The 23,900-nt window shown below is 62.7% G+C and carries 21 protein-coding genes; 19 read left to right on the top strand and 2 right to left on the bottom strand.

All coding sequences use genetic code 11. From position 1 onward, the window contains the following. Positions 1 to 7 precede the first annotated feature (7 nt). From EI545_RS08550 to glnT, 8 genes are all read left to right on the top strand, one after another. Entirely contained in the window at positions 8 to 292 is a 285-nt protein-coding gene (locus tag EI545_RS08550) for a sarcosine oxidase subunit delta (RefSeq protein ID WP_125325084.1), read from the top strand. After that, entirely contained in the window at positions 289 to 3,189 is a 2,901-nt protein-coding gene (locus EI545_RS08545) for a sarcosine oxidase subunit alpha family protein (RefSeq protein ID WP_125325083.1), read from the top strand. The genes EI545_RS08550 and EI545_RS08545 overlap by 4 nt, the downstream gene beginning before the upstream one ends. Next, complete coding sequence (locus tag EI545_RS08540; protein WP_245990340.1) at positions 3,182 to 3,736, top strand: sarcosine oxidase subunit gamma; 555 nt, start codon at positions 3,182 to 3,184, stop codon at positions 3,734 to 3,736. Before EI545_RS08545 ends, EI545_RS08540 begins: the two co-directional genes overlap by 8 nt. Positions 3,737 to 3,809: 73 nt before the next feature. Further along, on the top strand, positions 3,810 to 4,469 hold the full coding sequence (locus tag EI545_RS08535) for a helix-turn-helix domain-containing protein (protein ID WP_125325082.1): 660 nt from the start codon (positions 3,810 to 3,812) through the stop codon (positions 4,467 to 4,469). A gap of 291 nt (positions 4,470 to 4,760) precedes the next feature. Next, positions 4,761 to 5,657, top strand: a complete 897-nt coding sequence (locus tag EI545_RS08530; RefSeq protein ID WP_125325081.1) for a class II glutamine amidotransferase — start codon at positions 4,761 to 4,763, stop codon at positions 5,655 to 5,657. Between the two features lie 4 nt (positions 5,658 to 5,661). After that, positions 5,662 to 6,351: a GltB/FmdC/FwdC-like GXGXG domain-containing protein gene (locus tag EI545_RS08525; protein ID WP_125325080.1), complete on the top strand. Its 690-nt coding sequence runs from the start codon at positions 5,662 to 5,664 to the stop codon at positions 6,349 to 6,351. A 100-nt stretch (positions 6,352 to 6,451) separates the two neighbouring features. Next, a complete protein-coding gene (locus tag EI545_RS08520; RefSeq protein WP_125325079.1) occupies positions 6,452 to 7,777 on the top strand; it encodes an FMN-binding glutamate synthase family protein in 1,326 nt (441 codons plus the stop codon). Positions 7,778 to 7,809: 32 nt separating this feature from the next. Continuing rightward, the gene (gene glnT, locus EI545_RS08515; RefSeq protein WP_125325078.1) at positions 7,810 to 9,117 is read left to right on the top strand and encodes a type III glutamate--ammonia ligase; all 1,308 of its coding nucleotides are present in this window, start codon (positions 7,810 to 7,812) and stop codon (positions 9,115 to 9,117) included. A gap of 133 nt (positions 9,118 to 9,250) precedes the next feature. Here the strand turns inward: glnT and EI545_RS08510 are convergent, their stop codons facing one another. Further along, positions 9,251 to 9,613, bottom strand: a complete 363-nt coding sequence (locus EI545_RS08510; protein ID WP_125325077.1) for a cupin domain-containing protein — start codon at positions 9,611 to 9,613, stop codon at positions 9,251 to 9,253. A gap of 111 nt (positions 9,614 to 9,724) precedes the next feature. On the opposite strand from EI545_RS08510, the gene EI545_RS08505 reads away from it, so the two are divergent. From EI545_RS08505 to EI545_RS08465, 10 genes are all read left to right on the top strand, one after another. After that, complete coding sequence (locus EI545_RS08505; RefSeq protein ID WP_125325076.1) at positions 9,725 to 10,138, top strand: universal stress protein; 414 nt, start codon at positions 9,725 to 9,727, stop codon at positions 10,136 to 10,138. A 181-nt stretch (positions 10,139 to 10,319) separates the two neighbouring features. Further along, entirely contained in the window at positions 10,320 to 11,663 is a 1,344-nt protein-coding gene (locus EI545_RS08500; RefSeq protein WP_125325075.1) for an NAD(P)-binding domain-containing protein, read from the top strand. A 246-nt stretch (positions 11,664 to 11,909) separates the two neighbouring features. Further along, positions 11,910 to 13,298 carry an ammonium transporter gene (locus tag EI545_RS08495; protein WP_125325074.1) on the top strand — a complete coding sequence of 463 codons (1,389 nt, stop codon included), beginning with the start codon at positions 11,910 to 11,912 and terminating at the stop codon, positions 13,296 to 13,298. A gap of 15 nt (positions 13,299 to 13,313) precedes the next feature. Continuing rightward, entirely contained in the window at positions 13,314 to 13,475 is a 162-nt protein-coding gene (locus tag EI545_RS21345; RefSeq protein WP_164517243.1) for a hypothetical protein, read from the top strand. A 341-nt stretch (positions 13,476 to 13,816) separates the two neighbouring features. After that, entirely contained in the window at positions 13,817 to 15,580 is a 1,764-nt protein-coding gene (locus tag EI545_RS08490; protein ID WP_125325073.1) for a trimethylamine N-oxide permease, read from the top strand. A 146-nt stretch (positions 15,581 to 15,726) separates the two neighbouring features. Further along, positions 15,727 to 16,866, top strand: coding sequence for an aminomethyl transferase family protein (locus EI545_RS08485; protein WP_125325072.1), 1,140 nt, complete (start codon positions 15,727 to 15,729; stop codon positions 16,864 to 16,866). Between the two features lie 7 nt (positions 16,867 to 16,873). Next, a complete protein-coding gene (locus tag EI545_RS08480) occupies positions 16,874 to 17,491 on the top strand; it encodes a dimethylamine monooxygenase subunit DmmA family protein (RefSeq protein ID WP_125325071.1) in 618 nt (205 codons plus the stop codon). Further along, complete coding sequence (locus EI545_RS08475) at positions 17,488 to 18,450, top strand: PDR/VanB family oxidoreductase (protein WP_125325070.1); 963 nt, start codon at positions 17,488 to 17,490, stop codon at positions 18,448 to 18,450. Before EI545_RS08480 ends, EI545_RS08475 begins: the two co-directional genes overlap by 4 nt. Before the next feature lie 9 nt (positions 18,451 to 18,459). Continuing rightward, entirely contained in the window at positions 18,460 to 19,530 is a 1,071-nt protein-coding gene (locus tag EI545_RS08470) for a heme-dependent oxidative N-demethylase family protein (RefSeq protein ID WP_125325069.1), read from the top strand. Next, positions 19,530 to 20,534, top strand: coding sequence for a GlxA family transcriptional regulator (locus EI545_RS08465; RefSeq protein ID WP_125325068.1), 1,005 nt, complete (start codon positions 19,530 to 19,532; stop codon positions 20,532 to 20,534). Before EI545_RS08470 ends, EI545_RS08465 begins: the two co-directional genes overlap by 1 nt. Before the next feature lie 18 nt (positions 20,535 to 20,552). Here the strand turns inward: EI545_RS08465 and EI545_RS08460 are convergent, their stop codons facing one another. Next, a complete protein-coding gene (locus EI545_RS08460) occupies positions 20,553 to 21,413 on the bottom strand; it encodes a DMT family transporter (RefSeq protein WP_125325067.1) in 861 nt (286 codons plus the stop codon). 115 nt (positions 21,414 to 21,528) lie between these two features. Here EI545_RS08460 and EI545_RS08455 point away from each other — a divergent pair, with 115 nt between their 5' ends. Then, the gene (locus tag EI545_RS08455) at positions 21,529 to 23,898 is read left to right on the top strand and encodes a trimethylamine N-oxide demethylase (protein ID WP_125325066.1); all 2,370 of its coding nucleotides are present in this window, start codon (positions 21,529 to 21,531) and stop codon (positions 23,896 to 23,898) included. Positions 23,899 to 23,900: the final 2 nt, after the last annotated feature.

The following is a 23,900-nucleotide window of genomic DNA, read 5'->3' as shown; positions in this document are numbered from 1 at the left end:
TTTAGGAATGATCATTCACCATCCAATCCTTGGACCCCGTGACGCGCAGGAATTCGTGTACCTTGGCGATGCGTCGTTGATCGACCGGCCCGACGGGATGACAGCCGGGGTCGAGGCGTTTCACGACTACGCTTACAACCGCGACAACCCGGCGGGGGAGCACCGCGAGCTTTGGTTTCACGAGCAAGGCGACAGGTCGTGGCTGGTGGTGACGCGGAACACCGTGACACATGAGGTGTTGAAGGTGGAACTGGCCCGCGATGTGGCGCGCAGTCGGGGGCGGTCGAAATGACGCAATCGCATCGGATTGAGGGCGGGCAGATCGACCGGACGAAAACGATTCGCTTCACCTTTGACGGGCTGCCCTATCAGGGGCATCCGGGGGACACGCTGGCATCAGCTTTGCTGGCCAATGGTGTGCGGTTGATGGGGCGGAGCTTCAAATATCACCGGCCCCGCGGCGTCTTGTCAGCCGGGTCGGAGGAGCCGAATGCGCTGGTCGAGTTGCGCAGCGGCGGGCGGCAGGAACCGAATACGCGGGCGACGGTCGCGGAACTGTTCGACGGGCTGGAGGCGAACAGCCAGAACCGCTGGCCAAGCCTTCGCTTTGACGCCCTGGCGATCAACGACCGGCTGAACGCCTTCTTCGCGGCGGGGTTCTACTACAAGACCTTCATGTGGCCCAAGTCCTTCTGGGAAAAGCTTTATGAGCCGATCATCCGCCGCGCCGCCGGGCTTGGCTCGGTCAGCCGGGAGGAGGACCCGGACACATATGACAAGGGGTTCCTGCACTGTGACCTGCTGGTCATCGGCGGCGGTCCAGCGGGGCTGATGGCTGCGCTGACCGCTGGGCGAGCGGGCAAGCGTGTGATCCTTGCGGATGAGGATTTCCGGTTTGGCGGGCGGTTGAATGCCGAAACCTTCGGCGTGGGCGGCACTTCTGCAGCCGATTGGGCCGCTGTCACCGTGGCGGAACTGGCAGCCATGCCGAACGTCCGGCTGATGGTACGGACGACGGTGGTCGGGGCCTTCGACCATGGCATCTATGCCGCGGTGGAGCGGGTTTCTGACCATCTGGCGGTGCCTGCTCCCGGCAAGCCGCGGCAGGTGCTTTGGCGCATCTACTCACACCGGGCGCTGCTGTGCGGTGGGGCCACCGAGCGGCCGATTGCGTTCGAGAACAACGACCGGCCGGGGATCATGTTGGCGGGGGCCTTGCGGGCCTATGCGAACCGCTGGGGCGTCAAAGCCGGTGAGCGGGTGGCGGTTTTCACCAACAATGATGACGGGCTGCGCACGGCAAGCGACCTGCAGGCAAAGGGCGTGGAGGTGGTCGCGGTCATCGACTCGCGTTCGGGGGATGAGGTGATTGATACCTCGGGCCGCTTGGGGCTGAAGTCGGTGACAGTGCGCGATGCCTCGGGCCGGACGCGGGAGATTGCTGTCGATGCACTGGGGGTTTCGGGCGGTTGGAACCCGAATGTGAATATTCATTCGCATCACCGTTCGCGTCCGGTCTGGGATGCGTCGATTGCGGCGTTTGTGCCCGGCGTTGATGGCCCGCCGGGCCTGTCTGTTGCAGGGGCGGCGGCAGGGGTGTTTTCCACCCATGGGGCATTGCGCACCGGTCGGGATGCGGCGGCTGCGGCACTTGGGCTGACGGCGACAGCGGACCTGCCGGAGGCCGAGGATGCGGCAGTGAAGATCGCCCCGCTTTGGTATGTGGCGCATGGCAAGGGGCGGGCCTGGATCGACCAGCAGAACGATGTGACCGTGAAGGACATCAAGCTGGCGGCGCAGGAGAACTTCACCAGCGTCGAGCATATGAAGCGCTATACCACGCTGGGGATGGCAACGGATCAGGGCAAGACCGGCAACGTCATCGGTCTTGCGGTGATGGCCGAACTGACGGGGCGGTCGATCCCCGAGACGGGCACCACAATCTATCGCCCGCCCTATACCCCTGTTGCGATGGGCGCGCTGGCGGGGCGGTCGCGCGGCAAGGAGTTCAAGCCGTTCAGGTTGACGCCCAGCCACCACTGGGCGGCCGAGCAGGGGGCGACCTTTGTCGAAGTCGGCAACTGGCTGCGGACGCAATGGGTGCCGAAGGCGGGCGAGACGGAGTGGCGGCAGTCGGTCGACCGCGAGGTTCTTGCGACGCGGCGGTCGGTCGGGATTTGCGATGTCACGACACTGGGCAAGATCGACATTCAGGGGACGGACGCAGGGGCGTTTCTGGACCGGGTCTATGCCAATACATTCAGCACTCTCGCGGTTGGCAAGTGCCGCTATGGCCTGATGCTGCGCGAGGATGGGATCGTCTTTGACGACGGCACGACGGCGCGGATGGCGGAACATGAATATGTGATGACGACGACCACGGCGAACGCTGTCACGGTCTTCCGGCATCTGGAGTTTTGCCGTCAGTGCCTGTGGCCGGATATGGATGTGCAGCTGATCAGCACGACCGAAGCCTGGGCGCAGTTTTCCGTCGCAGGGCCAAACGCGCGGCGGCTGCTGGAGAAGATCGTCGATCAGGACATCAGCGATGCGGCATTTCCCTACATGGGGGCCGGGAACATCACCGTTGGCGGGCTGCGGGCACGGCTGTTCCGGATCAGCTTTTCGGGCGAGTTGGCCTATGAGATCGCGGTTCCGACCCGCTATGGCGATGCGCTGTTGCGCGAGATGCTGGCGCGGGGGGCAGAGTTTGAACCCATCGTCTACGGCACCGAGGCGCTGGGCGTGATGCGGATCGAAAAGGGCCATGTCGCGGGGGGTGAGTTGAACGGGCAGTCCACCGCGCTGAACATGGGACTGGGGAAGATGGTGTCGAAGAAGAAGGATTCCATCGGCATGGTCTTGTCCCAGCGTGAAGGGTTGGTGGACCCGGATGGCTATCGGCTGGTCGGAGTGAAGCCGGTTGATCCCAATGGAAAACTGACCGCAGGCAGCCATTTTCTGGACATCGGCGCGGCCCCGGTTGCGGCGAATGACGGGGGGTGGCTGACCTCCAAGGTCTATTCACCGCATGTCGGCAGCGACATTGCGCTGGGCTATCTGAAGGGCGGGGACCGCAAGATTGGCAGCCGGATGCGGGCGGTCAATCTGGTGGGCGGGACGGAAACGCTGGTGGACATCGTCAGCCCGCATTTTGTCGATCCGGAAGGGGAGCGGTTGCGTGGCTGATTTGCGGGCAATGACGGCGCTTGGGGCGGATGCGGCGCAGACCGTGGCTATAGGTCCGCTGGTGGTGACGGAACGGTTTGACGTGGCGCTGGCGTCAGTCGCGGCACGGCGCGGGCGGGACCTTGCCACGGCTGCCAGCGCGGCGGGCGTGCCCTTGCCGGGGCCGGGGCGGCATCAGTCAGCTGCGCCCTACAGCGCCTTCTGGGTGGCCCCGGAGATGTGGTTTGTCGAAGCCCCTTTTGCCAGCCATGAGGACATCGTGGCCCTGTTGAAAGCAGCCTTCGGCGACGCGGCCAGCATCACGGAACAGACTGACGCCTGGGTGATCCTTGACCTTGCCGCGCCCGATCTTGCGCCCGTGCTGGAGCGGCTGTGCAATGTCGATTTTCGCGCCGTCCCAGATGGCTATGCGACGCGGACGGTGATCGACCATCTGGGCTGCTATCTGGTCAAGCACGGCCCCGGTGCTGCGCGGGTTCTTGGCCCACGATCCAGCGCGGCAAGCCTGCTGCATGCGGTGGAAGTGGCGGCCGCCGCAGCGTTCTGAGGGTTTGGCTTGATGTGAAGCCTGTTTCCCGGTAGTGAAATTCTGTAACAATTTCTTGTTGCAGGGCACGACCATGTCAGACGGTGACGCCAGCCATAACCTGCCACGCGGCAAGCCTGCGTTTGATCAGGACCCCCACCGCCTGCGTGAAATCAGCGAGCGCAACCTTGAGGCCGCGATTGGCCGCGAGGTGCGCAATTTCCGTCGCCAGCAGGGGATGACCGTCGCCGATCTTGCGGCGGTGACGGGCCTGTCGATCGGCATGCTGTCCAAGATCGAGAATGGCAACACCTCACCCAGTCTGACGACGCTGCAAGTGCTGTCCCACGCGTTTTCGGTGCCCGTGACGGCCTTCTTCAAAAGCTATGAAGAACGCCGCGAGGCGCAGCATGTAAAGGCCGGCGCGCATATCGAGATTGAACGGCGGGGCACAAGGGCGGGGCATCAGTACAATCTGCTGGGTCATATCGGGTCCAACAGTTCGGGCGTGGTGGTAGAACCCTATATCATCACCCTCACGACCGAGAGCGACACCTTCCCCGCGTTCCAGCATGAAGGGCTGGAGCTTCTGTACATGCTGGAGGGCGAGGTCGACTATCGCCACGGTGACGAGGTTTACGCTTTGAAACCAGGCGACAGCCTGTTCTTCGACGCCGATGCGCCCCATGGGCCGGAGACGCTGGTGAAACTGCCGGCGCGCTATCTGTCGGTGATCTGTTACCCGCAGGGGTAACTGTCGGGGCCTGATCGGCCGGATCACATGCGGCTGGTGGGGGTGGGTTGGCCCCGGTGCTGCCCGGACAAGGTGATCGGGCGAGGACGACGGGCCGGGCCCCGATTTCCCGCGTTGGCAAACTTTATTGCTGCAGCGAAACTCGTCGTGCAAGATTATGTCAGGAAAAACTGAAGACGCCTACCTATTAGGCAGGACTTTTCCCGACAGGTGAAAAAAGTTTCTCACCAGTTGATAGGCGCTGTGGTCGGTGCTAGCGTTTGGCCGAAGCGTAATGGGGGAGACGAATCCATGTGCGGCATCGTTGGGCTGTTCCTGAAGGACCCGAAGCTGGAGCCCCATCTGGGCGCGATGCTGACGGACATGTTGATCACGATGACGGACCGGGGGCCGGATTCCGCCGGGATCGCGATCTATTCCGGGGCCAAGGACGGATTGGGCAAGATCACCATCCAGTCGCCCCACCCCGAGCGGGACTTCAAGGACCTTGACGGTGACCTGCATGCGGCAATCGGGCAGCCGGTGGCGATGCTGGTGAAATCCACCCATGCCGTGCTGGAGGTGCCGCTGGGCCAGCTGGACGCCGCCCGTTCCGCCCTTGCCCACCTGCGCCCCGACGTCAAGGTGATGAGCGCGGGGGACAGCATTGAAATCTTCAAGGAGGTCGGCCTGCCGAAAGACGTGGCCCGCCGCTTTGATCTGGCCAAGATGCATGGCACGCATGGGATCGGCCACACCCGTATGGCGACGGAATCCGCCGTGACGACCATGGGCGCGCACCCCTTTTCCACCGGGCCGGACCAGTGCCTTGTCCACAACGGCTCCTTGTCCAACCACAACGGGTTGCGTCGGGAACTGATCCGCAAGGGCATGACCTTCGAGACCCAGAACGACACCGAAGTTGCCGCCGCCTATGTCAGCCAGAAGCTGAAAGAGGGCGAAGATCTGGGCACCGCCCTGGAATCCGGGCTGGACGATCTGGACGGCTTCTTCACCTTCGTCGTCGGCACCAAGAACGGCTTTGGCGTTGTGCGCGATCCCATCGCCTGCAAGCCCGCCGTGATGGCGGAAACCGATGATTATGTGGCCTTCGGGTCCGAATACCGCGCCTTGGTCAACCTGCCCGGCATCGAAACCGCCCGGGTCTGGGAACCCGAACCCGCCACTGTCTACTTCTGGGAGCGTTGAGAGAATGCAGACTTACGATCTTGGGGCGCAGGGGCTGCGAACGCTCAATTCCTCGCTGCATGCACTGAAGGGGCAAACCAACATGACGGCGTGGGAGGTGATCAATCCCAAGGGCGCCCATGCGATTGCCGCCGGGGTGGATGCGCCGGTTGAAATCACCGTGCGGGGGTCCACCGGGTACTACTGTGCCGGGATGAACAAGCAGGCGACGATCCGGATCAAGGGGTCAGCCGGGCCGGGTGTGGCCGAAAACATGATGTCCGGCACGGTCATCATCGACGGCGACGCCTCGCAATATGCGGGCGCTACCGGGCGGGGGGGATTGCTGGTCATCAAGGGCAACGCCTCCAGCCGCTGCGGGATTTCGATGAAGGGCATCGACATCGTGGTGCATGGCAACATCGGGCACATGTCCTGCTTCATGGCGCAGTCGGGCAACGTGGTGGTGCTGGGCAATGCAGGTGAGGCCTTGGGCGACAGCCTTTATGAGGCGCGGATTTTCGTGCGCGGGTCGGTGAAATCTCTGGGTGCGGACTGCATCGAAAAGGAAATGCGCGACGAACACTACGCCATGGTTGAAGAGCTGCTGCGCCGGGGTGAAGCCGAAGGGAAGGCGAAGCCGGAAGAGTTCCGCCGCTATGGCTCGGCCCGCAAGCTTTACACGTTCAACATCGACAATGCGGCCTCCTACTGATGCGCCCCGCCCCATCCCGCGCGCGCCAAATCTTTTCGAAAAGATTTGCAAAAGTTTTCGAAAACTTTTGCCCTACACCAGCCGTCCGAGAAGGTGACGCATGACCGATTTCCCCCGTACCCCGCCGCGCTATTCGGCCACCTTTACCCCCGCAGTGAACGCCGAAATCCGCCGTGCCGCAGCGACCGGCATCTATGACATTCGCGGCGGCGGCACGAAACGGCACCTGCCGCATTTCGATGACCTGTTGTTCCTTGGCGCGTCGATCAGCCGCTATCCGCTGGAAGGCTACCGCGAGAAATGCGCCACGGATGTCTGGCTGGGCACCCGCTTTGCGTCCAAGCCGATCCATCTGGAAATCCCGATCACCATTGCTGGGATGAGCTTTGGTGCGCTGTCGGGCCCGGCAAAGGAGGCCTTGGGGCGCGGCGCTACTGCGGCGGGCACCAGCACGACCACCGGTGATGGCGGCATGACCGAGGAAGAGCGTGGCCATTCCAAAACGCTGGTCTATCAATACCTTCCCAGCCGCTATGGCATGAACCCCGACGACCTTCGCCGCGCGGATGCGATTGAAATCGTCGTGGGGCAAGGGGCCAAACCCGGTGGCGGCGGCATGCTGCTGGGGCAAAAGATCAGCGACCGCGTGGCCAATATGCGCAACCTGCCGAAGGGGATCGACCAACGCTCGGCCTGCCGCCACCCGGACTGGACCGGGCCGGATGATCTTGAGATCAAGATCCTGGAACTGCGCGAGATCACCAACTGGGAAAAGCCGATCTACATCAAGGTCGGCGGGGCGCGTCCCTACTATGACACGGCGCTGGCGGTGAAGGCTGGGGCGGATGTCGTGGTGCTTGACGGCATGCAGGGCGGCACGGCGGCGACGCAGGACGTGTTCATCGAACATGTCGGCATGCCGATCCTGGCTTGCATCCCGCAGGCGGTGAAGGCGCTGCAGGATCTGGGGATGCACCGGAAGGTGCAACTGATCGTCTCGGGCGGGATCCGGTCGGGCGCGGATGTGGCGAAGGCGATGGCTTTGGGCGCGGATGCGGTCTCCATCGGGACGGCGGCCCTGATTGCGCTGGGCGACAACGACCCGAAATGGGAGGCCGAGTATCAGGCGCTGGGCACCACCGCCGATGCCTATGACGACTGGCATGAAGGGAAGGACCCCGCCGGGATCACCACGCAGGACCCAGAGCTTGCGGCGCGGTTTGATCCGGTCCTGGGCGGGCGGCGGCTGAAGAACTACCTCAAGGTGATGACGCTGGAGGCGCAGACGATTGCCCGCGCCTGCGGCAAGAACCACCTGCACAATCTGGAACCGGAAGACCTTTGCGCGCTGACCATCGAGGCGGCAGCAATGGCCGGGGTGCCGATTGCGGGGACGAACTGGATACCCGGCCGGACCGGGTTTTGACATAAAAACGATAAGGGACGGGGAGTTACAAAATGGCGAAAGACCTTGCCAAATGGGCCAAGGAAAAGGGCGTCAAGTATTTCATGATCTCCTACACCGACCTGTTCGGGTCGCAGCGGGCGAAACTGGTTCCGACGCAGGCGATCAACGACATGGCCGTGGAAGGGGCCGGGTTTGCAGGCTTTGCAACCTGGCTTGACCTCACGCCCGCCCATCCGGACCTAATGGCGGTGCCCGACCCGTCCTCGGCGATCCAGTTGCCGTGGAAAAAGGACGTGGCCTGGGTCGCGGCACGGGCGACGATGGAAGAAAAGCTGGTCGATCAGGCGCCGCGCAACGTGCTGGAGCGGCTGGTGGCCGAAGCCGCCAAGGACGGCCTCCGCGTCAAGACCGGGGTAGAGCCGGAGTTCTTCATCCTGAACGCCGATGGCACTGGCCCGTCCGACATCTACGACACCGCCGAAAAGCCCTGCTATGACCAGCAGGCGATCATGCGGCGCTATGACGTGATCAGCGAGATTTGCGATTACATGCTGGAAATGGGCTGGGAGGCCTATCAGAACGACCACGAGGACGCGATCGGCCAATTCGAGATGAACTGGAAGTATGACGACGTGTTGCAGACCGCCGACAAGCACAGCTTCTTCAAGTTCATGGTCAAGTCGGTGGCCGAAAAACACGGCTTCCGCGCGACCTTCATGCCGAAGCCGTTCAAGGGGCTGACGGGGTCGGGGTGCCACGCGCATATCTCGGTCTGGTCGGTGGACGGCAAGACCAATGCCTTTGCAGACAAATCGAAGGAGCTGGGCCTGTCAGATCAGGGCCGGACGTTCCTTGGCGGGATCATGAAGCACGCCTCGGCTCTTGCGGCGATCACCAACCCGACGGTGAACAGCTACAAGCGGATCAACGCGCCGCGCACGACCAGCGGTGCCACATGGGCCCCCAATACGGTGACCTGGACGGGCAACAACCGGACCCACATGGTCCGCGTGCCGGGGCCGGGGCGGTTTGAACTGCGGCTGCCGGATGGGGCGGCGAACCCTTATCTGATGCAGGCCGTGATCCTTGCTGCGGGTCTGGACGGCGTGCGGACCAAGGCTGATCCGGGCAAGCGCCATGACATTGACATGTATCAGATGGGCCATACGGTAAAGAACGCGCCGAAGCTGCCGCTGAACCTGCTGGACGCGCTGCGCGAGTATGACAAGGACAAGACGCTCAAGTCGATGATGGGTGAGGAATTCTCGGCCGCGTATCTGAAGCTGAAGCACAAGGAGTGGAACGATTATTGTTCGCACTTCTCGGCCTGGGAAACGCAGACGACCTTTGATGTCTGACCTTGTGTCCCTTGCCGGGACAGGCATGGGACACACATGATTTCAAAGGGTTGGGTGTCGGCTTTTACCGGGCGTTAATCTTTCGCCCGGTTGACGCCCGATACGATTTTTCTGCAAAAAATCGTGGAGCTGGTCATTCCACAGGGGTTTCTTCGGCCACGATGTGCACGGCCAGCAAACAGCCGTTCGGCGTGAACGAGTTGTGTTCCGTCCCGTCGCGGTAAAACACCAGATCGCCGGCCCGGAAGATCGTGCCGTCGCTTTCGTGCAATTCGCCTTCCAGGATCAGGAATTGTTCGTGGCCGTTGTGACGATGGCCGCGCGTGCGCATGCCGGGGGGCATGCGGTAGACGTGGAAGCCGGTGCCAAGCGTCTGGCTGTCATCCAGTTGCAGGATGGCATCGCCCAGCGAAACCCCATCCGGATAAACGAAAGGCGTGAATGACGCTTCGTGAATGTTCGCAACGCGGCGGTCGTTCGGGTCGATCGGTTTCATGCAGGCCCCCTATTTGCCAGCGCAGAGTCGGTGTCTTGATGCAGGTCAAGGCAGTTGGCCAAGTTTCGTGCCATTCTGACTGGCAAGTCAATGGAGCATGGAGGACGGCTTATGACGACGATCATTCTATGCCCGGTGGATGGAAGCGAGCATGCGGCTAAAGGGTTGGCTCTGGCGGCCAATCTGGCGCGGCTGAAGGGGGCGCATCTGACGATCTGCGCCATCAATCTGGCGGTGGGCGGGGCGCGCGGCCCCACGATCAAGCTGTGGACCGAGGACGAGGCCGCGGGACTGCTGGCCAAGGCTGAAGCGGCTGCCATTGCGGCGGGGGCCACGGATGTGGCGACCGCAGAGCTGGTGTCCAGTACAGCGGCCCCCGCGATCATCGCCTATGCCGAAGAGATCGGCGCCGACCAGATCGTGATGGGCACAGGCGACAAGCGCGGCCTGAAGCGGCTTGTGCTTGGGTCTGTCGCGGCGGAAGTCGCCGGGCAAGCAGGCTGTTCTGTTACAGTTGCCCGATAGCGAGTGATCTGCCAAGTTTCGTGCCGAGGTTGTGAGTCGGCCCCGGGGGCGCAATCCCTTGGGGCCAAGTTATGTTTACCTACAGGAAGAAGATTTGACACAGGCGCAACTCTGCTTCTAGGTTTCAACCCAGAGAAGGCGCGGACAAGCGTCAGAAGACAAGCCAGCACCGGAGGTTCAGATGAAGAAGAGAGTTGCCGTGATCGGGGCGGGGCCATCGGGCCTTGCGCAGCTGCGCGCGTTCCAGTCGGCCAAGGCGAAGGGCGCCGATATCCCTGAGGTGGTCTGCTTTGAAAAGCAGTCGAACTGGGGTGGCCTGTGGAATTACACTTGGCGCACGGGGCTGGATGAGCATGGCGAGCCGGTGCACTGCAGCATGTACCGCTATCTGTGGTCGAACGGCCCAAAGGAAGGGCTGGAGTTTGCGGACTATTCCTTCGAGGAGCATTTCGGCAAGCAGATCGCCAGCTATCCGCCGCGGGCCGTGCTGTTCGACTATATCGAAGGCCGGGTGAAAAAGGCCGGGGTGCGGGACTGGATCCGGTTTTCGACCACGATCCGCATGGTCAAGTACAACGAAGACAAGGGCACCTTCACCGTCACGGCACATGATCTGAAGAATGACCGGATGTATGACGAGGAGTTCGACAACGTGGTAGTGGCCAGCGGTCACTTCTCGGTGCCGAACGTGCCGGAATACCCCGGCTTCGACAAGTTCAACGGTCGCGTCCTGCATGCGCATGACTTCCGCGACGCGCGGGAGTTCACGGGCAAGGACCTGCTTCTGCTCGGCTCCAGCTATTCGGCCGAGGATGTGGGCAGCCAGTGCTGGAAATATGGCGCGAAGTCGGTGACGGTGGCCTATCGCAACGCGCCGATGGGGTTCAAATGGCCCGAAAACTGGAAAGAAGTTCCCAAGCTGGAGCGGGTCGACGAGACCACCGCCTATTTCGCGGACGGGACATCCAAGAAGGTGGACGCGATCATCCTGTGCACGGGGTACAAGCACCACTTCCCCTTCCTGCCCGATGACCTGCGGCTGAAGACGGCGAACCGGCTGGCGACGGCGGATCTGTACAAGGGTGTGGCCTGGGTCAAGAACCCCAAGCTGTTCTATCTTGGGATGCAGGACCAGTGGTTCACCTTCAACATGTTCGACGCGCAGGCCTGGTGGGTGCGCGATGCGATCATGGGCCGGATCGCGATTCCGACCGACAAGGCCGTGCTGGAAAAGGACGTGGCCGACCGCGTGGCGCATGAGGATGCCGGTCAGGACGCACATGACGCGATCCACTATCAGGGCGACTATGTGAAGGAACTGATCGCCGAGACGGATTATCCGGCTTTCGACGTGGATGGCGCCTGCGAGGCGTTCTTCGAGTGGAAAGACCACAAGAAGATCGACATCATGGGCTTCCGGAACAACGCCTACAAGTCGGTCATCACCGGGACGATGGCACCTGTGCACCACACGCCGTGGAAGGATGCGCTGGAAGATTCGATGGAAAGCTATCTGAAGAACTGACCCGATCCGGTCGGGTTTGTGCAAAGGCCTCGCTGCTGCGGGGCCTTTGTCATTTTGCCCAAGTATTGGGCAAAATGCGGCTGGTCTGTTCCTTTATTGGCAGTTTCGCGGAGGCGGTTTGGCCCGAGCGGAAACAAATTTGCCAGTCATGAAGATTCCCGCGCCGGGCCGTTGGCACCCCATGGTTAAATCGTCCGATAAGCCGCCCGGACTGACAGGGGGCAGACGCAACAGGGGATGGGAGACATGGAAGAACAGATCGCAGCGCTTGCGGCCGAACTGGCCAGCCTCAAGGAGGCGACCGCAGGGCTGAACCGAACCACGGCCGAGACATTCTATTTTCTGACCATCCCGCTGATGGTGCTGATCCACGCAGGGTTCCTGTCCTATGAAATGGGGGCATCGCGGGCGAAGAATGCGCTGGCTTCGGGGATCAAGAACATCTTGGCCTTCGCCTTCATCATTCCGACGTTCTACTATGCGGGCTGGTTCATCTACTGGGCTTTTCCGACTGGCTTTTCCATGTCAGCCGGGCCTGCGGGAATCTCCGGCTATGACTACGCGGTCGGCGCGGCCAACCCGGCGGGGTCGGTCATGGGGCCAAGCGTGGCGGACAGCGCGACGGGCGTCTTCTTCGGGGCGTTTGCCATGTTTGCGGCGACCACGGCCTCGATCATGTCGGGCAGTTTGATCGAGCGGATCAAGATCGTGGGCTTCACGATTCTGGCGATCGTGCTGGGCAGCTTCGTCTGGATCCTTGGCGCAGCCTGGGGCTGGCATGCGGATGGCTGGCTGGTGACGTCGCTGGGCTATCACGACTTTGGCGCATCGGGCGTCGTGCACGCGATTGCCGGGTTCTTCACGCTGGGGGTGCTGATCAACCTTGGGGCGCGGATCGGCAAGTTCAACCCGGATGGCAGTGCCAACGCGATTCCGGGGCATTCCATGCCGGCGACGCTGGTGGGGCTGATGCTGATCATCGCCGGCTTCTGGGGGTTCCTGATGGCCTGCGTGATCTTCCCGGGTGAGGCCTGGTCGTGGAGCTCGGGGATCTTCGCCACGATCTATGGCACGCCGGTGACTTTGTCGGCGATGACGTTCAACATCCTGATGGGCTTTGCCGGGGGGGCGATTTCATCCTGGGTGATGACGCGCGATCCGTTCTGGATGATGTCGGGCGCGCTGGGGGGGATCATCTCGGTCGCGGCGGGGCTGGATCTGTACTGGCCGCCGATGGCTTTTGTCATCGCGATGATCGGCGGGGTGATCATGCCGATCGTGGCGCGGTTTGTTGAACGGCTGCGGATCGACGATGCGGTGGGTGCCGTGGCGCTGCATGGCGTTGTCGGGGTCTGGGGCGTTGTGGCCGTGGGCATCTTTGCCAGCGGCTATCCGGCGCTGACGACGGAGGGCGCGCCGCAGATCACGCTGTACGGGCAGGTCGTGGGGGCGCTGGTGATGGCGGCGCTTGGGTTCATTCCCGGCTATGGCGTGTCACTGCTGTTGAAAGTCATGGGTCTGCTGCGCGCCCCGCGTGAGGCGGAAATCATGGGTCTGGACAAGGCGAAGGTTCCTGCCGTCGCCTATCCCGAACTTCTGGGTGACGCGCGCGTGCCCACCTCACCCGCCGAATGACAAAGGAGAACTGGCATGATCGGAACTGAAATCACCGACTGGGCCGCCGTGGAAGGCGCCTATTATGCAGGCATGGGCAGCGAGACCGTCTGGCTGTTCCTGTCGATGATCCTGTGCGTGGGCGCGCTGGTTCTGGGCGCGATGCACGAAATGAAGGCCTACAAGAAGACGAAATAGGCCGCAGGCCATGGGCCAGATCGGCCTTGCCAAGGGCCCCGGTGCAAGCCGGGGCCCTTTTGCATTCGGTCTTCCTTGCCCTGCATTCTAAGAAACAAATTTTCGCATGAATGAAATTTTCCTCGCCATAGCGTCGTGCCCGTGCTTAATTTCGCAGCAGAGGCCCTGCTGCCTGCAGACGGGCCTTGCGCGAAGCAACGCGGCAAAAGGAGACGTTCGCGAAGTGGGCCCCGGCGCCATGGCAGCACCTTTCCGCGGGAAACACCAAAAACGGCAGGGCTGAACTGCGGGCCAGCAGGCCCGGGCAACGCACCAGCCGCAGATCCAACAGGAGCGAGGGAATGACAACTGAAACTGGTTCGGGCCAGATGGTCCGGGCACTTAGCTGGAAGGGCGCCTTCTGGGTGGCCGCCGGTGTGCCGCCGCTGGTGCTGTTTTCGATTGGCGGGATTGCAGGGACGACCGGGAAACTGGCGTTTGCGGTCTGGATGATCTCGATGATCATGGGGTTTTTGCAAAGCTTCACCTATGCCGAAATGGCGGGCATGTTCGGCAACAAGTCGGGCGGCACATCCGTCTATGGCGCGACGGCCTGGCTGCGCTACGGCAAGCTGATCGCGCCCCTGTCGGTCTGGTGCAACTGGTTCGCCTGGTCGCCGGTGCTGAGCCTGGGCTGCGTCATCGCGGCGGGGTATATCCTGAATGCCCTTTTCCCGATACCGCTGGCGGAAAGCCAGATGGTCGTCGACTGGGTGACGGCGAATATCGCAAGTTATACCGCCGAGACGCAGAGCGTGATCGACTACATGGCCGCCAATGCCGGAGTGGCGGTGACCGATGCAATCCAGGCGGTTGCAACGGCCGATGGCGTATCCGCGCTGACCCCGGCCTTCCGCACCTGGGAGGCGGGGACACTGGTGATCCCTGGCCTTGGGACGCTGTATTTCAACGCCTATTTCGTGGTGGGCGTGGTCCTGATGCTGATCATCCTGCTCATTCAGGAAAGGGGCATCGCCAACACGGCCGTCGCGCAGAAGTGGCTGGCGATCATCGTGCTGATCCCGCTGCTGCTGGTGGGGCTGGTGCCGCTCTTCAACGGCTCGATCAACTGGATGAACGTGACGAACCTGGTGCCGCCCACTGCCGCCTATTCGGGGGTGGACGGCACATGGGACATCGGTGGTTGGACGCTGTTTCTGGGCGGTCTCTATATCGCGGCCTGGTCGACCTACGGCTTTGAAACCGCAGTCTGCTATACCCGTGAGTTGAAGGACCCGAAGACCGATACGTTTCGGGCGATCTTCTATTCGGGCCTTCTGTGCATGCTGTTCTTCTTCCTGATCCCGTTCTCGTTCCAGGGGGTCTATGGCGTGGAAGGGATGCTCGCGTCCGGCATCGTCGACGGCTCGGGCGTTGGTGAGGCACTGGGCAACATGCTGGGCGGCGGTGCTGTGGTGACGCAGATCTTCGTCATCCTGATGATCATGGCGCTGTTCCTTGCGATCATGACAGCGATGGCGGGGTCGTCGCGGACCCTTTACCAGGGGTCGCGGGACGGCTGGCTGCCGAAATACCTGGGCACGGTCAACAAGCATGGCGCGCCGCGTCGGGCGATGTGGACAGACTTTGCCTTCAACGTGTTCCTGCTGGCGCTGGCATCCGACATCGGCGGCTACTTCTACGTTCTGGCGATCTCCAACGTCGGCTACATCCTGTTCAACTTCCTGAACTTGAACGCGGGCTGGATCCACCGGATCGATTCCGCGCATATGGAGCGGCCTTGGAAAGCGCCGACGTGGTTGATCGGGTTGAACACGGTGCTGGCCTTTGTGAACGCGCTGTTCCTGGGGGCCGGGGCCAAGGTCTGGGGCTATGAGAACGCGCTGTGGTCGGGGCTGGTCTTCGCGGCGCTGATCTTCCCGGTGTTCTGGTACCGCCACTACGTTGTCGACAAGGGCAAGTTCCCGAAGGAGGCCTATGAGGACCTGGGTCTGCCCTATGGCGAGTTGGGAGAGCGGAAGGCGGGGATGCTGCCCTACCTTGCGCTGATCCTGGGGGCCGGGGTGGTTCTGTGGGCGAACTGGTTCTTTGTTCTGCCCGGCTAAGCTGAAATTCGGAAAGGCCGCCCCCGGGCGGCCTTTTTCTTGAGCGGATGTTTTCTGGCAAGAAATATTGTTGCACTTGATTATTGCTTTCTGGCGGGAATCGCCTGACACTGGCGGAAAAGACATAATCTTCAGGGAGACAGCAGATGACCAATTCCTGGCGCTTTTCGACATTGATCGACCGCCACCGCGCGCTTGGGTCCGATCTTGAGGACTGGAGCGGGATGGGCACGGCGTGGTCCTATTCCAAGGGCGACCCGGATGCCGAATACATGGCGATCCGCACGAAGGCGGGGCTGATGGATGTGTCGGGCCTGAAGAAGGTGCATATCACCGGGCCCGCCGCCAGCCATGTGATCGAGCGTGCGACGACGCGGAACATGGAAAAGCTGATGCCGGGCCGGTCGGTCTATGCGACCATGCTGAACGACGCCGGCAAGTTCGTGGATGACTGCGTGATCTACCGGCTGGCCCCGAACGCCTTCATGGTGGTGCATGGGTCGGGTCAGGCGCATGAGCAGCTGACGATGGCGGCGACGGGCCGTGATGTGTCGATCCGCTTCGACGACAACCTGCACGACCTGTCGCTGCAGGGGCCGATGGCGGTGGAGTATCTGGAAAAGCATGTGCCGGGCATCCGCGCGCTGCCGTATTTCGCGCAGATGCAGACCAGCCTGTTCGGCAAGCCTGCCATGATCTCGCGCACCGGCTACACGGGTGAGCGGGGGTATGAGCTGTTTGTCCGTGGCCAGGATGCGCCGATGATCTGGGACCGGATCCTGGAGGAAGGGAAAGGGATGGGGATCATCCCCTGCCGCTTTACCACGCTGGATATGCTGCGGACGGAAAGCTACCTTCTGTTCTTCCCGTTCGACAATTCCGAGATGTATCCGTTCGAGGATGAAGGCCCGGGCGATACCCTGTGGGAACTGGGGCTGGATTTCACCGTGTCGCCCGGCAAGACAGGTTTCCGGGGGGCGGAGGAGCACTACCGGCTGAAGGGCAAAGAGCGGTTCAAGATCTGGGGCCTGAAGCTTGAGGGCAAGAACGTGCCCGGCAACGGCGCGCCTGTGTTCCGCGATGGCAAGCAGGTGGGTCTGGTGACGCAGGCGATGTATTCGCCGCTGAACGACTGGAACATTGCGATTGCCCGGCTGCCAGTGGATTGCGCCAACAACGGCACCAAGCTTGAGGTCCGCTGTGGCACGCATGGGCCGATTGCGGCGACGACCCATTCGATGCCGTTCTACGACATCAAGAAAGAACGCCGCACCGCAAAGGACTGATGGCCCGATGACGCTGACCCCCGTTGTTCCGACAATTCGCAGTCGCCCGGTCTATGCTCCGCTGGAGCCGAGACCGGGGCGGCTGCATCTGATGGTCGCCGATGGCGAGGGCGCGGATGCCGTGACGGATATGCTGGCCAAGGCGAACAATCGTTCGGAAATCTTGGCCTCGGCGCATGTGATCTATGCGCCCGGGCCGAATGGCACGGACCGGAGCGACCGTCTGAAGGCGCTGGGCGTGGCGCAGTTCTTCCGCGCGCCGACCATTCCGGCGCTGTTGCCCCGGCTGATCCGGGTGCTGGCCGATGCGCATATGGGCACGCAGTTCTATCTTGCCGGGACCGAGGGCCTGATCGGCCAGGCGGAGCGCGAGATCATGGCCACGGGCTTTCCGGTGGGCGCGATCCAGAAGGAACATCGCGGGTCGACCGTCCGCCGGGTGCAATGCGTGCATTGCAAGGGGATCACCGAAAACGTCGCGACGGACCCGTTCAAGTGCAGCCATTGTGGGCTTAACCTCTTTGTGCGCGACCATTATTCCCGGCGCATCGCCGCGTTTCAGGGGGTGAACATCGACGCCGAGGATCCCGGTCAGGTTCCTGAGCCGGTGGTGAGGTTCACATGAGCGGCGGTGCAAAACTTCACGTCCGCGTGGCCGAGGTGGTGCCGGTCAATGACCTGATCACGCGCTTTCGGTTTGTCAGCCGCGATGGGTCGCCGCTGCCCGCGTTCTCGGGCGGGGCGCATACGGTTGTCGAGATGGATGACCACGGCCTGCGCAGGCTGAACCCCTATTCCCTTATGTCAGACCCCGAGGATCGGTCCGGCTATGAGATCAGCGTGCGCCGCGATGATCAGGGGCGCGGCGGGTCGCTTTACATGCACCGGCATGTGCATGTCGGCATGGAGATGACGCTGTCCTATCCCGTCAACCTGTTCCCGCTGGACACGCGGGCGCGCAAACATCTGATGATTGCGGGCGGGATCGGCATCACGCCGTTTCTGGCGCAGATCGCGCAGCTGACCCATTTCGGCGGCCGGTTCGAGCTGCATTACGCAGCCCGCAACCGCGGTTTGGGGGCCTATATGGACCGACTGACGGCGGCCTATCCTGACCAGGTGCATTGCTATTTCGACGAGGAACAGCAGGCGATTGATCTGTCACGCATCCTGTCGATGCAGCCGATCGGGACCCATCTTTACGTCTGCGGCCCGAAGGGCATGATCAACTGGGTGCTTTCGACGGCCGAGGCGATGGGCTGGCCCCCATTGGCGCTGCACCATGAAGAGTTTCTGGCCCCGGGCACGGGGCTGCCGTTCGAGGTGCAGCTTGCGGCCACGGGCAAGACGATCACCGTTGGCACCACGCAGTCGCTGCTGGAGGCGATGGAGGCCGCCGGTGTCGATGCACCCTACCTGTGCCGGGGCGGTGCCTGCGGGCAATGTGAAACGGTTGTTCACAAATGCGATGGTACGATCCTGCACCGTGACCACTGGCTAAGCCCCGAAGAACACGCAGAGGGCAAGAAGATCATGCCCTGCGTCAGCCGTTTCGAAGGCAAGACCCTTGTCATCGACCGATAGGAGACGATCATGAGCCTTGATTTCAAACCGGGCGCGTTCAACGATTTCTTTCGGGATGAAACCTTCCGCGAAGACTTCACCTATCGCAACTCGCCCCAGAATATCCGGCGGTTTCCGTTCCCGTTTGACCGCGATGACTATATGTATTCGGTCAACATGGAGCCGCATGTTCCGGGGCGCAAAGGCACGGCGTTTGAACATATTCTGGATGTGGACGAGCACTACGTCGCCGAGATGATCGACCGCGCCAAGGTGCTGGCCGATGACCCGCTGCGCTGCCAAAGCCTGCCGCACATGACGTTGGCCGGTTGGGACCTGCTTGAGTTGATCATGGAAGCCAAGGCGCGGGACTATCCGCACTGGTTTTCGCTGACCAAGGATGGCAAACGCTGGCACTGGGTGAACCGGCCGCTTGGAATTGACCATACGTTCACATTCCTTGACGAGTCGACCTTGCCCTATGGACCGTTCGAATACATCACGCGGCAGACCCAAGGCGACTTCAGCCTGCAGGACGAACGCGACGGCACGCTTTGGATGGATGCGGGCATGGTGACCAGTCAGGCGGACTGGTCGCTGGATTTTGATGTCGGCATGAATTTCCATGAATGGCACGCGCCGGTGCCCTTGGCGCATGAGAAGGGCGTGTTCGACCGGGCGTTGAAATTCCTGATGAAACTGCAGCACGGTTCACCCGTGCGGCGGTTCAACTGGACGATGACGGTCAACCCGCTGCTGGACACCGCGCCCGAGACCTATCCGATCTGGGGGCCGACCAAGACGACGCTGACGCCGGAAAACCTTGGCGACAAGCAGCACCTTCGGGTGGAACTGCAAAGCCTGTATCGCCTGCCCCGGTCGAACGCGATTGCCTTTGACATCCGCTGCTACCTTGCCAGCTTCAACGAGATTGTCACGGTCCCGAAGTGGGCGCGGCGGTTGCATCGGGTGGTGCGTGACCTGCCGGAGGAGTTGGCGACCTACAAGGGCTTTATCCGCAATCGCCCGGCGATGGTGGAATGGTTGGCAAAGCACGATGACGGCGCACCAACCTCGCCCGGTTGGTGGCCGGACGACTGATGGCTGGCGGTCCCCTGCGCCTTGGGTTCCTGATGTTCCCGGGATTTCCGATGGCATGCCTGACCTCGGCAATCGAGCCCCTGCGCGCGGCAAACGAAATCACCGGGAAGCGGGAATTCGACTGGAAACTGGTGGCTGAAACCAAGGTGCCGGTCAGATCTTCGGCGGAGATCGGGTTTGAACCGGATGTGACCTTGCAAGAGGTTGAGGGGTTGGATCAGGTGTACCTGATCTCGCCACCTACGGCCGTGTTCGCGGACCCGCGCCGCAGTCCGGCACGGTTGCGGTGGTTGGATCGGACCGGGGTGACCTTGGGCGCCTTTTCCGGCGGGATTTTTCCGCTGGCCCGGGCCGGGTTGATGGACGGGCGGGCCTGTTCCGTCCATTGGTGCTATGAGGCGGCGTTCAAGGTCGATTTTCCGACTGTGGTGGCCCGCGACGCCACCATCCAGCGCGAGGGGCGGCGGGTGACCGTTTCCGGCGCAGGTGCGGTGTTCGACCTGATGCTGCGCCTGATCGAGGAACGGCTTGGCCGCGACTGCATGACCGAGGTGGCCTGCTGGTTCCAGCATCCCTTCGTGCGTGACGCTGATGCCAGCCAGAAAGTGCCGGTTGCGCGGGCGGGCGGCACGACCGACGCCCTGCCAGCGGTGATCCGTGAGGCGATCCGGCTGTTCGAGACCCATGTCGAAGACCCGCTGCGGATCCCCGATGTGGCCAGTGCGGTGGGGCTTTCCGGACGGCATTTCGAGCGGATGTTCAAGCGGGAAACCGGGCAAAGCCCGTTGCGGTTTTACCACCAGTTGCGGCTGACCAAGGCACGGCAACGGGTGCTGTATTCCAACGACAGCCTGCGCGAGATTGCCGCCTCGGTCGGGTACATGACCTCAAGCCCGATGGTGCGGCATTATACCGAGATCTTTGGCGTCAGCCCGCGGGATGAGCGGCGGCTGACGCTGTCCCTGCGCCGGGCCGGCGGAAGTGGCGTCGCGGCGGCGGAGTAGGGGTGGGGCTGCCCGCGCTTACATCCCCTGCAGGCCAAGCAGGGCAATGCCCGAGAAGACTGCCGCGATGCCAAGCCATTGAACCGGGCGGACGCTTTCCTTCAGGAACCACGCGGCAAGCAGGACCGTAAGCACGCCGAACAACGACGAGGAGACCGAGGCATACTCGGCCCGGGGCAACCCGCCTGCGGCGGTCACCAGGCCAAGGGCAACCGCGTCGATGATGCCCATCACGATCAGAACGGGAAAATGGCCGCGCTGTGGGGCGAGCGACCCCCGGTGCCAAATCAGCAGCGCGACGAATATGCTCAGCGCCACGATCCGCCCGGTGAGGATCACCGGCAGGTCAGCGCCCTGCCGCGCCGCCTCTTGCCCGAGGGCGAAGGTCAGGGCAAAGCCGATGGCAGATACGGCGGCCCAGGCCAGAGCGACAGCGGGTGACGCGGCATAGCCTTCAGCCGAGTCGCCGCGTGTGGACCACGCGACGATGGTGATGCCGATGCAGATGGCCAGCACGGCCAGCCAGTCGGCCCCGCTGACCGGGCGACCCTGCAGCACGGCGGCGGCCAGCGAAAGGATCGGATAGGCCCCCACCACAGGTGACACCAGCCGGACCGGAGCCAGACTGAACGCCTTGTACAGGCAACCCATCGCCATCACGATGCCAACGCCTGACAGGCAGGCAATTGCCCAGGCAGGGCCGGTCATTGCATCCCAATCCCCGACGGCGAGGGCTACGGGGATCAGCACAAGGCAGCCCGCGCCCATCACCACGGTCAGGATCGGCAACAGCGCCGCGCCTTGGCTAAGCTTGCGGGCAAAGAGATCGTGAAACGCCCAGATCAGAGCGGCGGTCAGCCCAAAGCCCAAAGCCAGCATTTTCCTGCCTTCCTCCCTTCCCGCGCTTGTGTCACCCTAAGCGTGGCGCTATTCTTGAGGATGAACAAGTTTTATCCTCATTAAAATCAGCCCTGCTGCCTGACTGGGGAATGCCATGCTCGATCTTGCCTATCCGACGGTCAATCCCGGCCCGCCACGTCCCAGCCGGATTATCACGCCACTGGGGTTTTCGCGTCACCATGGGCGGGAAAGGCATGTGATTCCCGGGGGTGGGGCGGTGCTGTTGCAAGTGTCTTCGGGGGATCGGCTGGTGCTGGTCAATGACGAAGGCGGCCAGCCGGCTGAACTTGTCGCGGCGGCAAAGGATGGGCGGATTGATGCGGCAATTCTGGGCCGGGCCGCGAACTCTACCGTCGAGGCGCTGAAGGCGATGCTGGTTGCTGGCGATGCCGGTCTGGTGCGGTTGCGGCGGGCGCTGGAAGCGCGCGGGATCGATCTGGCGAAGGCGGGTGGGGTCCGGCTGTTCGGCCAGGACACCCAGGCGGGCGCGCGGGCAGAGCTGGACGTTCTGGACGAGGGGTGGTTGGTCGTGTCGGCACCGGGCCTGCCGATGGCGCCGGACGCGCAGGATACTGCGACGCCGCTGACACTGCTGGTGCACCGGGCAAACCCGCCAATGGTGGGACAGCATGACCTGCCTGATCCTTTGGCCGATCCGGTGCTTGACCTGCGGGTCAAGTCGGCGACGGCGGAAAGTTACTTCGTCAAGGCCGGGGACTATATCCAGATCCTTGATGTGGACGGGCGGCAGTGCACCGATTTCCAGTGCTTTGACGCGCGCAAGCTGGACCGGGGCATTCAGCATCCGCTGGACGTGACCACCAGCCGGACCTTCATGGGCCATGCCTATTCGATGCCCGGCCTGCACTCAAAGTACTACGATCAGGACTGGGTGCCGCTGGTTGAAGTGGTGCAGGACACGGTGGGCCGGCATGATGCCTTTGCGATGGCCTGTGCGGCGAAATATTACGACGACATCGGCTATCCGGGGCATGTGAACTGCTCGGACAACTTCAACACTGCGCTGGCGCGACATGGGGTGGACCCCCGGCCCGGGTGGATGGCCGTGAACCTGTTCTTCAATACGAACATTGATTCACATGGCGTGCTGATCAGCGATGAACCCTGGTCGCGGCCGGGGGATTATGTGCTGTTTCGGGCCCTGACGGATATTGTCTGCGTCAATTCGGCCTGCCCGGATGATACATCGCCCGCGAACGGCTGGTATCTGAGCGACATTCACGTTCGCACCTATTCGGGGGCGGAAAAATTCAGCCGCTCCATCGCCTATCGCCCCACGCCCGATGCGGAGCCGAAGATGACCAAGGAAACTGCGTTCCACGACCGGATTTCTGCAAAGACCCGTCACCACGTGGAATACAAGGGCTACTGGCTGCCCCAGACCTATTCGCAGAACGGGGTGTTGGAGGAATACTGGGCCTGCCGGCAAGCGGCGGTGGTGCTGGACCTGTCGCCCTTGCGCAAATGGGAAGTCACCGGGCCGGACGCCGAGGCCTTGATGCAATGGGTGCTGACGCGGGATGTGAAGAAACTGAGCCAAGGTCAGGTGGTCTATTCGGCCATGTGCTACGACCATGGCGGGATGATCGATGACGGAACGCTGTTCCGTCTGGGCCGCGACCAATTCCGCTGGATCGGCGGGGATGATTACGGCGGGATCTGGATCCGGGAGCAGGCGGAAAAGCTGGGGATGCAGGCGATGGTGCGGTCTTCAACCGACCAGTTGCATAACCTTGCGGTGCAGGGGCCGAACAGCCGCGAGATCACCAAGCGGATGATCTGGACCGCGCCGCACCAGCCGACGATCGACGAACTGGGCTGGTTCCGGTTCACCATAGGGCGGGTTGGCGGGCCAACTGGTGCCCCGGTCGTGGTGTCGCGGACGGGGTATACGGGGGAGCTGGGGTTCGAGGTGTTCTGTCATCCGAAGGATGGGAATGCGGTCTATGACGCGGTGTGGGAATATGGGGCCGACCTTGGTTTGAAGCCGATGGGTCTTGCCGCTTTGGACATGGTACGGATCGAGGCAGGGCTGATCTTCGCGGGCTATGATTTCAGCGACCAGACCGACCCGTTCGAGGCCGGGATTGGCTTTACCGTGCCCTTGAAGGGCAAGACCGATGATTTCATCGGACGCGAGGCGCTGATCCGGCGGAAGGAACACCCGTCGCGGAAGTTCGTTGGGCTGGAGATCGACGCGGCGGTGGATGTCGGCCATGGCGACTGCCTGCACATCGGCCGCGCGCAGGTGGGTGAGGTGACGTCCTCGATGCGATCACCTCTGCTCGGCAAGAACATCGCGCTGGCGCGGGTGGATGTGGCGCACGCGGACGTGGGCACGGCGCTGGAAGTGGGCAAGCTGGACGGCCAGCAAAAGCGGCTGCCGGCGGTGATCGTGCCGCTGTCGCACTACGACCCGAAGAAGACGCGCCCGCAAAGCTGACG

The sequence above is a fragment of the Tabrizicola piscis genome, assembly GCF_003940805.1.
Lineage (GTDB): Bacteria > Pseudomonadota > Alphaproteobacteria > Rhodobacterales > Rhodobacteraceae > Tabrizicola > Tabrizicola piscis.
The sequence above is the reverse complement of the archived record's forward strand: the minus strand, read 5'-3'. Positions and strand labels throughout refer to the sequence as shown.

Coding starts and splice junctions, on each gene's coding strand:
- EI545_RS08470 (WP_125325069.1), top strand. CDS start 18,460: ATGAGCCTTGATTTCAAACCGGGCGCGTTCAACGATTTCTTTCGGGAT.
- EI545_RS08525 (WP_125325080.1), top strand. CDS start 5,662: ATGCAGACTTACGATCTTGGGGCGCAGGGGCTGCGAACGCTCAATTCC.
- EI545_RS08550 (WP_125325084.1), top strand. CDS start 8: ATGATCATTCACCATCCAATCCTTGGACCCCGTGACGCGCAGGAATTC.
- EI545_RS08485 (WP_125325072.1), top strand. CDS start 15,727: ATGACCAATTCCTGGCGCTTTTCGACATTGATCGACCGCCACCGCGCG.
- glnT (WP_125325078.1), top strand. CDS start 7,810: ATGGCGAAAGACCTTGCCAAATGGGCCAAGGAAAAGGGCGTCAAGTAT.
- EI545_RS08505 (WP_125325076.1), top strand. CDS start 9,725: ATGACGACGATCATTCTATGCCCGGTGGATGGAAGCGAGCATGCGGCT.
- EI545_RS08510 (WP_125325077.1), bottom strand. CDS start 9,613: ATGAAACCGATCGACCCGAACGACCGCCGCGTTGCGAACATTCACGAA.
- EI545_RS21345 (WP_164517243.1), top strand. CDS start 13,314: ATGATCGGAACTGAAATCACCGACTGGGCCGCCGTGGAAGGCGCCTAT.
- EI545_RS08530 (WP_125325081.1), top strand. CDS start 4,761: ATGTGCGGCATCGTTGGGCTGTTCCTGAAGGACCCGAAGCTGGAGCCC.
- EI545_RS08495 (WP_125325074.1), top strand. CDS start 11,910: ATGGAAGAACAGATCGCAGCGCTTGCGGCCGAACTGGCCAGCCTCAAG.
- EI545_RS08535 (WP_125325082.1), top strand. CDS start 3,810: ATGTCAGACGGTGACGCCAGCCATAACCTGCCACGCGGCAAGCCTGCG.
- EI545_RS08460 (WP_125325067.1), bottom strand. CDS start 21,413: ATGCTGGCTTTGGGCTTTGGGCTGACCGCCGCTCTGATCTGGGCGTTT.
- EI545_RS08545 (WP_125325083.1), top strand. CDS start 289: ATGACGCAATCGCATCGGATTGAGGGCGGGCAGATCGACCGGACGAAA.
- EI545_RS08455 (WP_125325066.1), top strand. CDS start 21,529: ATGCTCGATCTTGCCTATCCGACGGTCAATCCCGGCCCGCCACGTCCC.
- EI545_RS08465 (WP_125325068.1), top strand. CDS start 19,530: ATGGCTGGCGGTCCCCTGCGCCTTGGGTTCCTGATGTTCCCGGGATTT.
- EI545_RS08480 (WP_125325071.1), top strand. CDS start 16,874: ATGACGCTGACCCCCGTTGTTCCGACAATTCGCAGTCGCCCGGTCTAT.
- EI545_RS08500 (WP_125325075.1), top strand. CDS start 10,320: ATGAAGAAGAGAGTTGCCGTGATCGGGGCGGGGCCATCGGGCCTTGCG.
- EI545_RS08490 (WP_125325073.1), top strand. CDS start 13,817: ATGACAACTGAAACTGGTTCGGGCCAGATGGTCCGGGCACTTAGCTGG.
- EI545_RS08475 (WP_125325070.1), top strand. CDS start 17,488: ATGAGCGGCGGTGCAAAACTTCACGTCCGCGTGGCCGAGGTGGTGCCG.
- EI545_RS08520 (WP_125325079.1), top strand. CDS start 6,452: ATGACCGATTTCCCCCGTACCCCGCCGCGCTATTCGGCCACCTTTACC.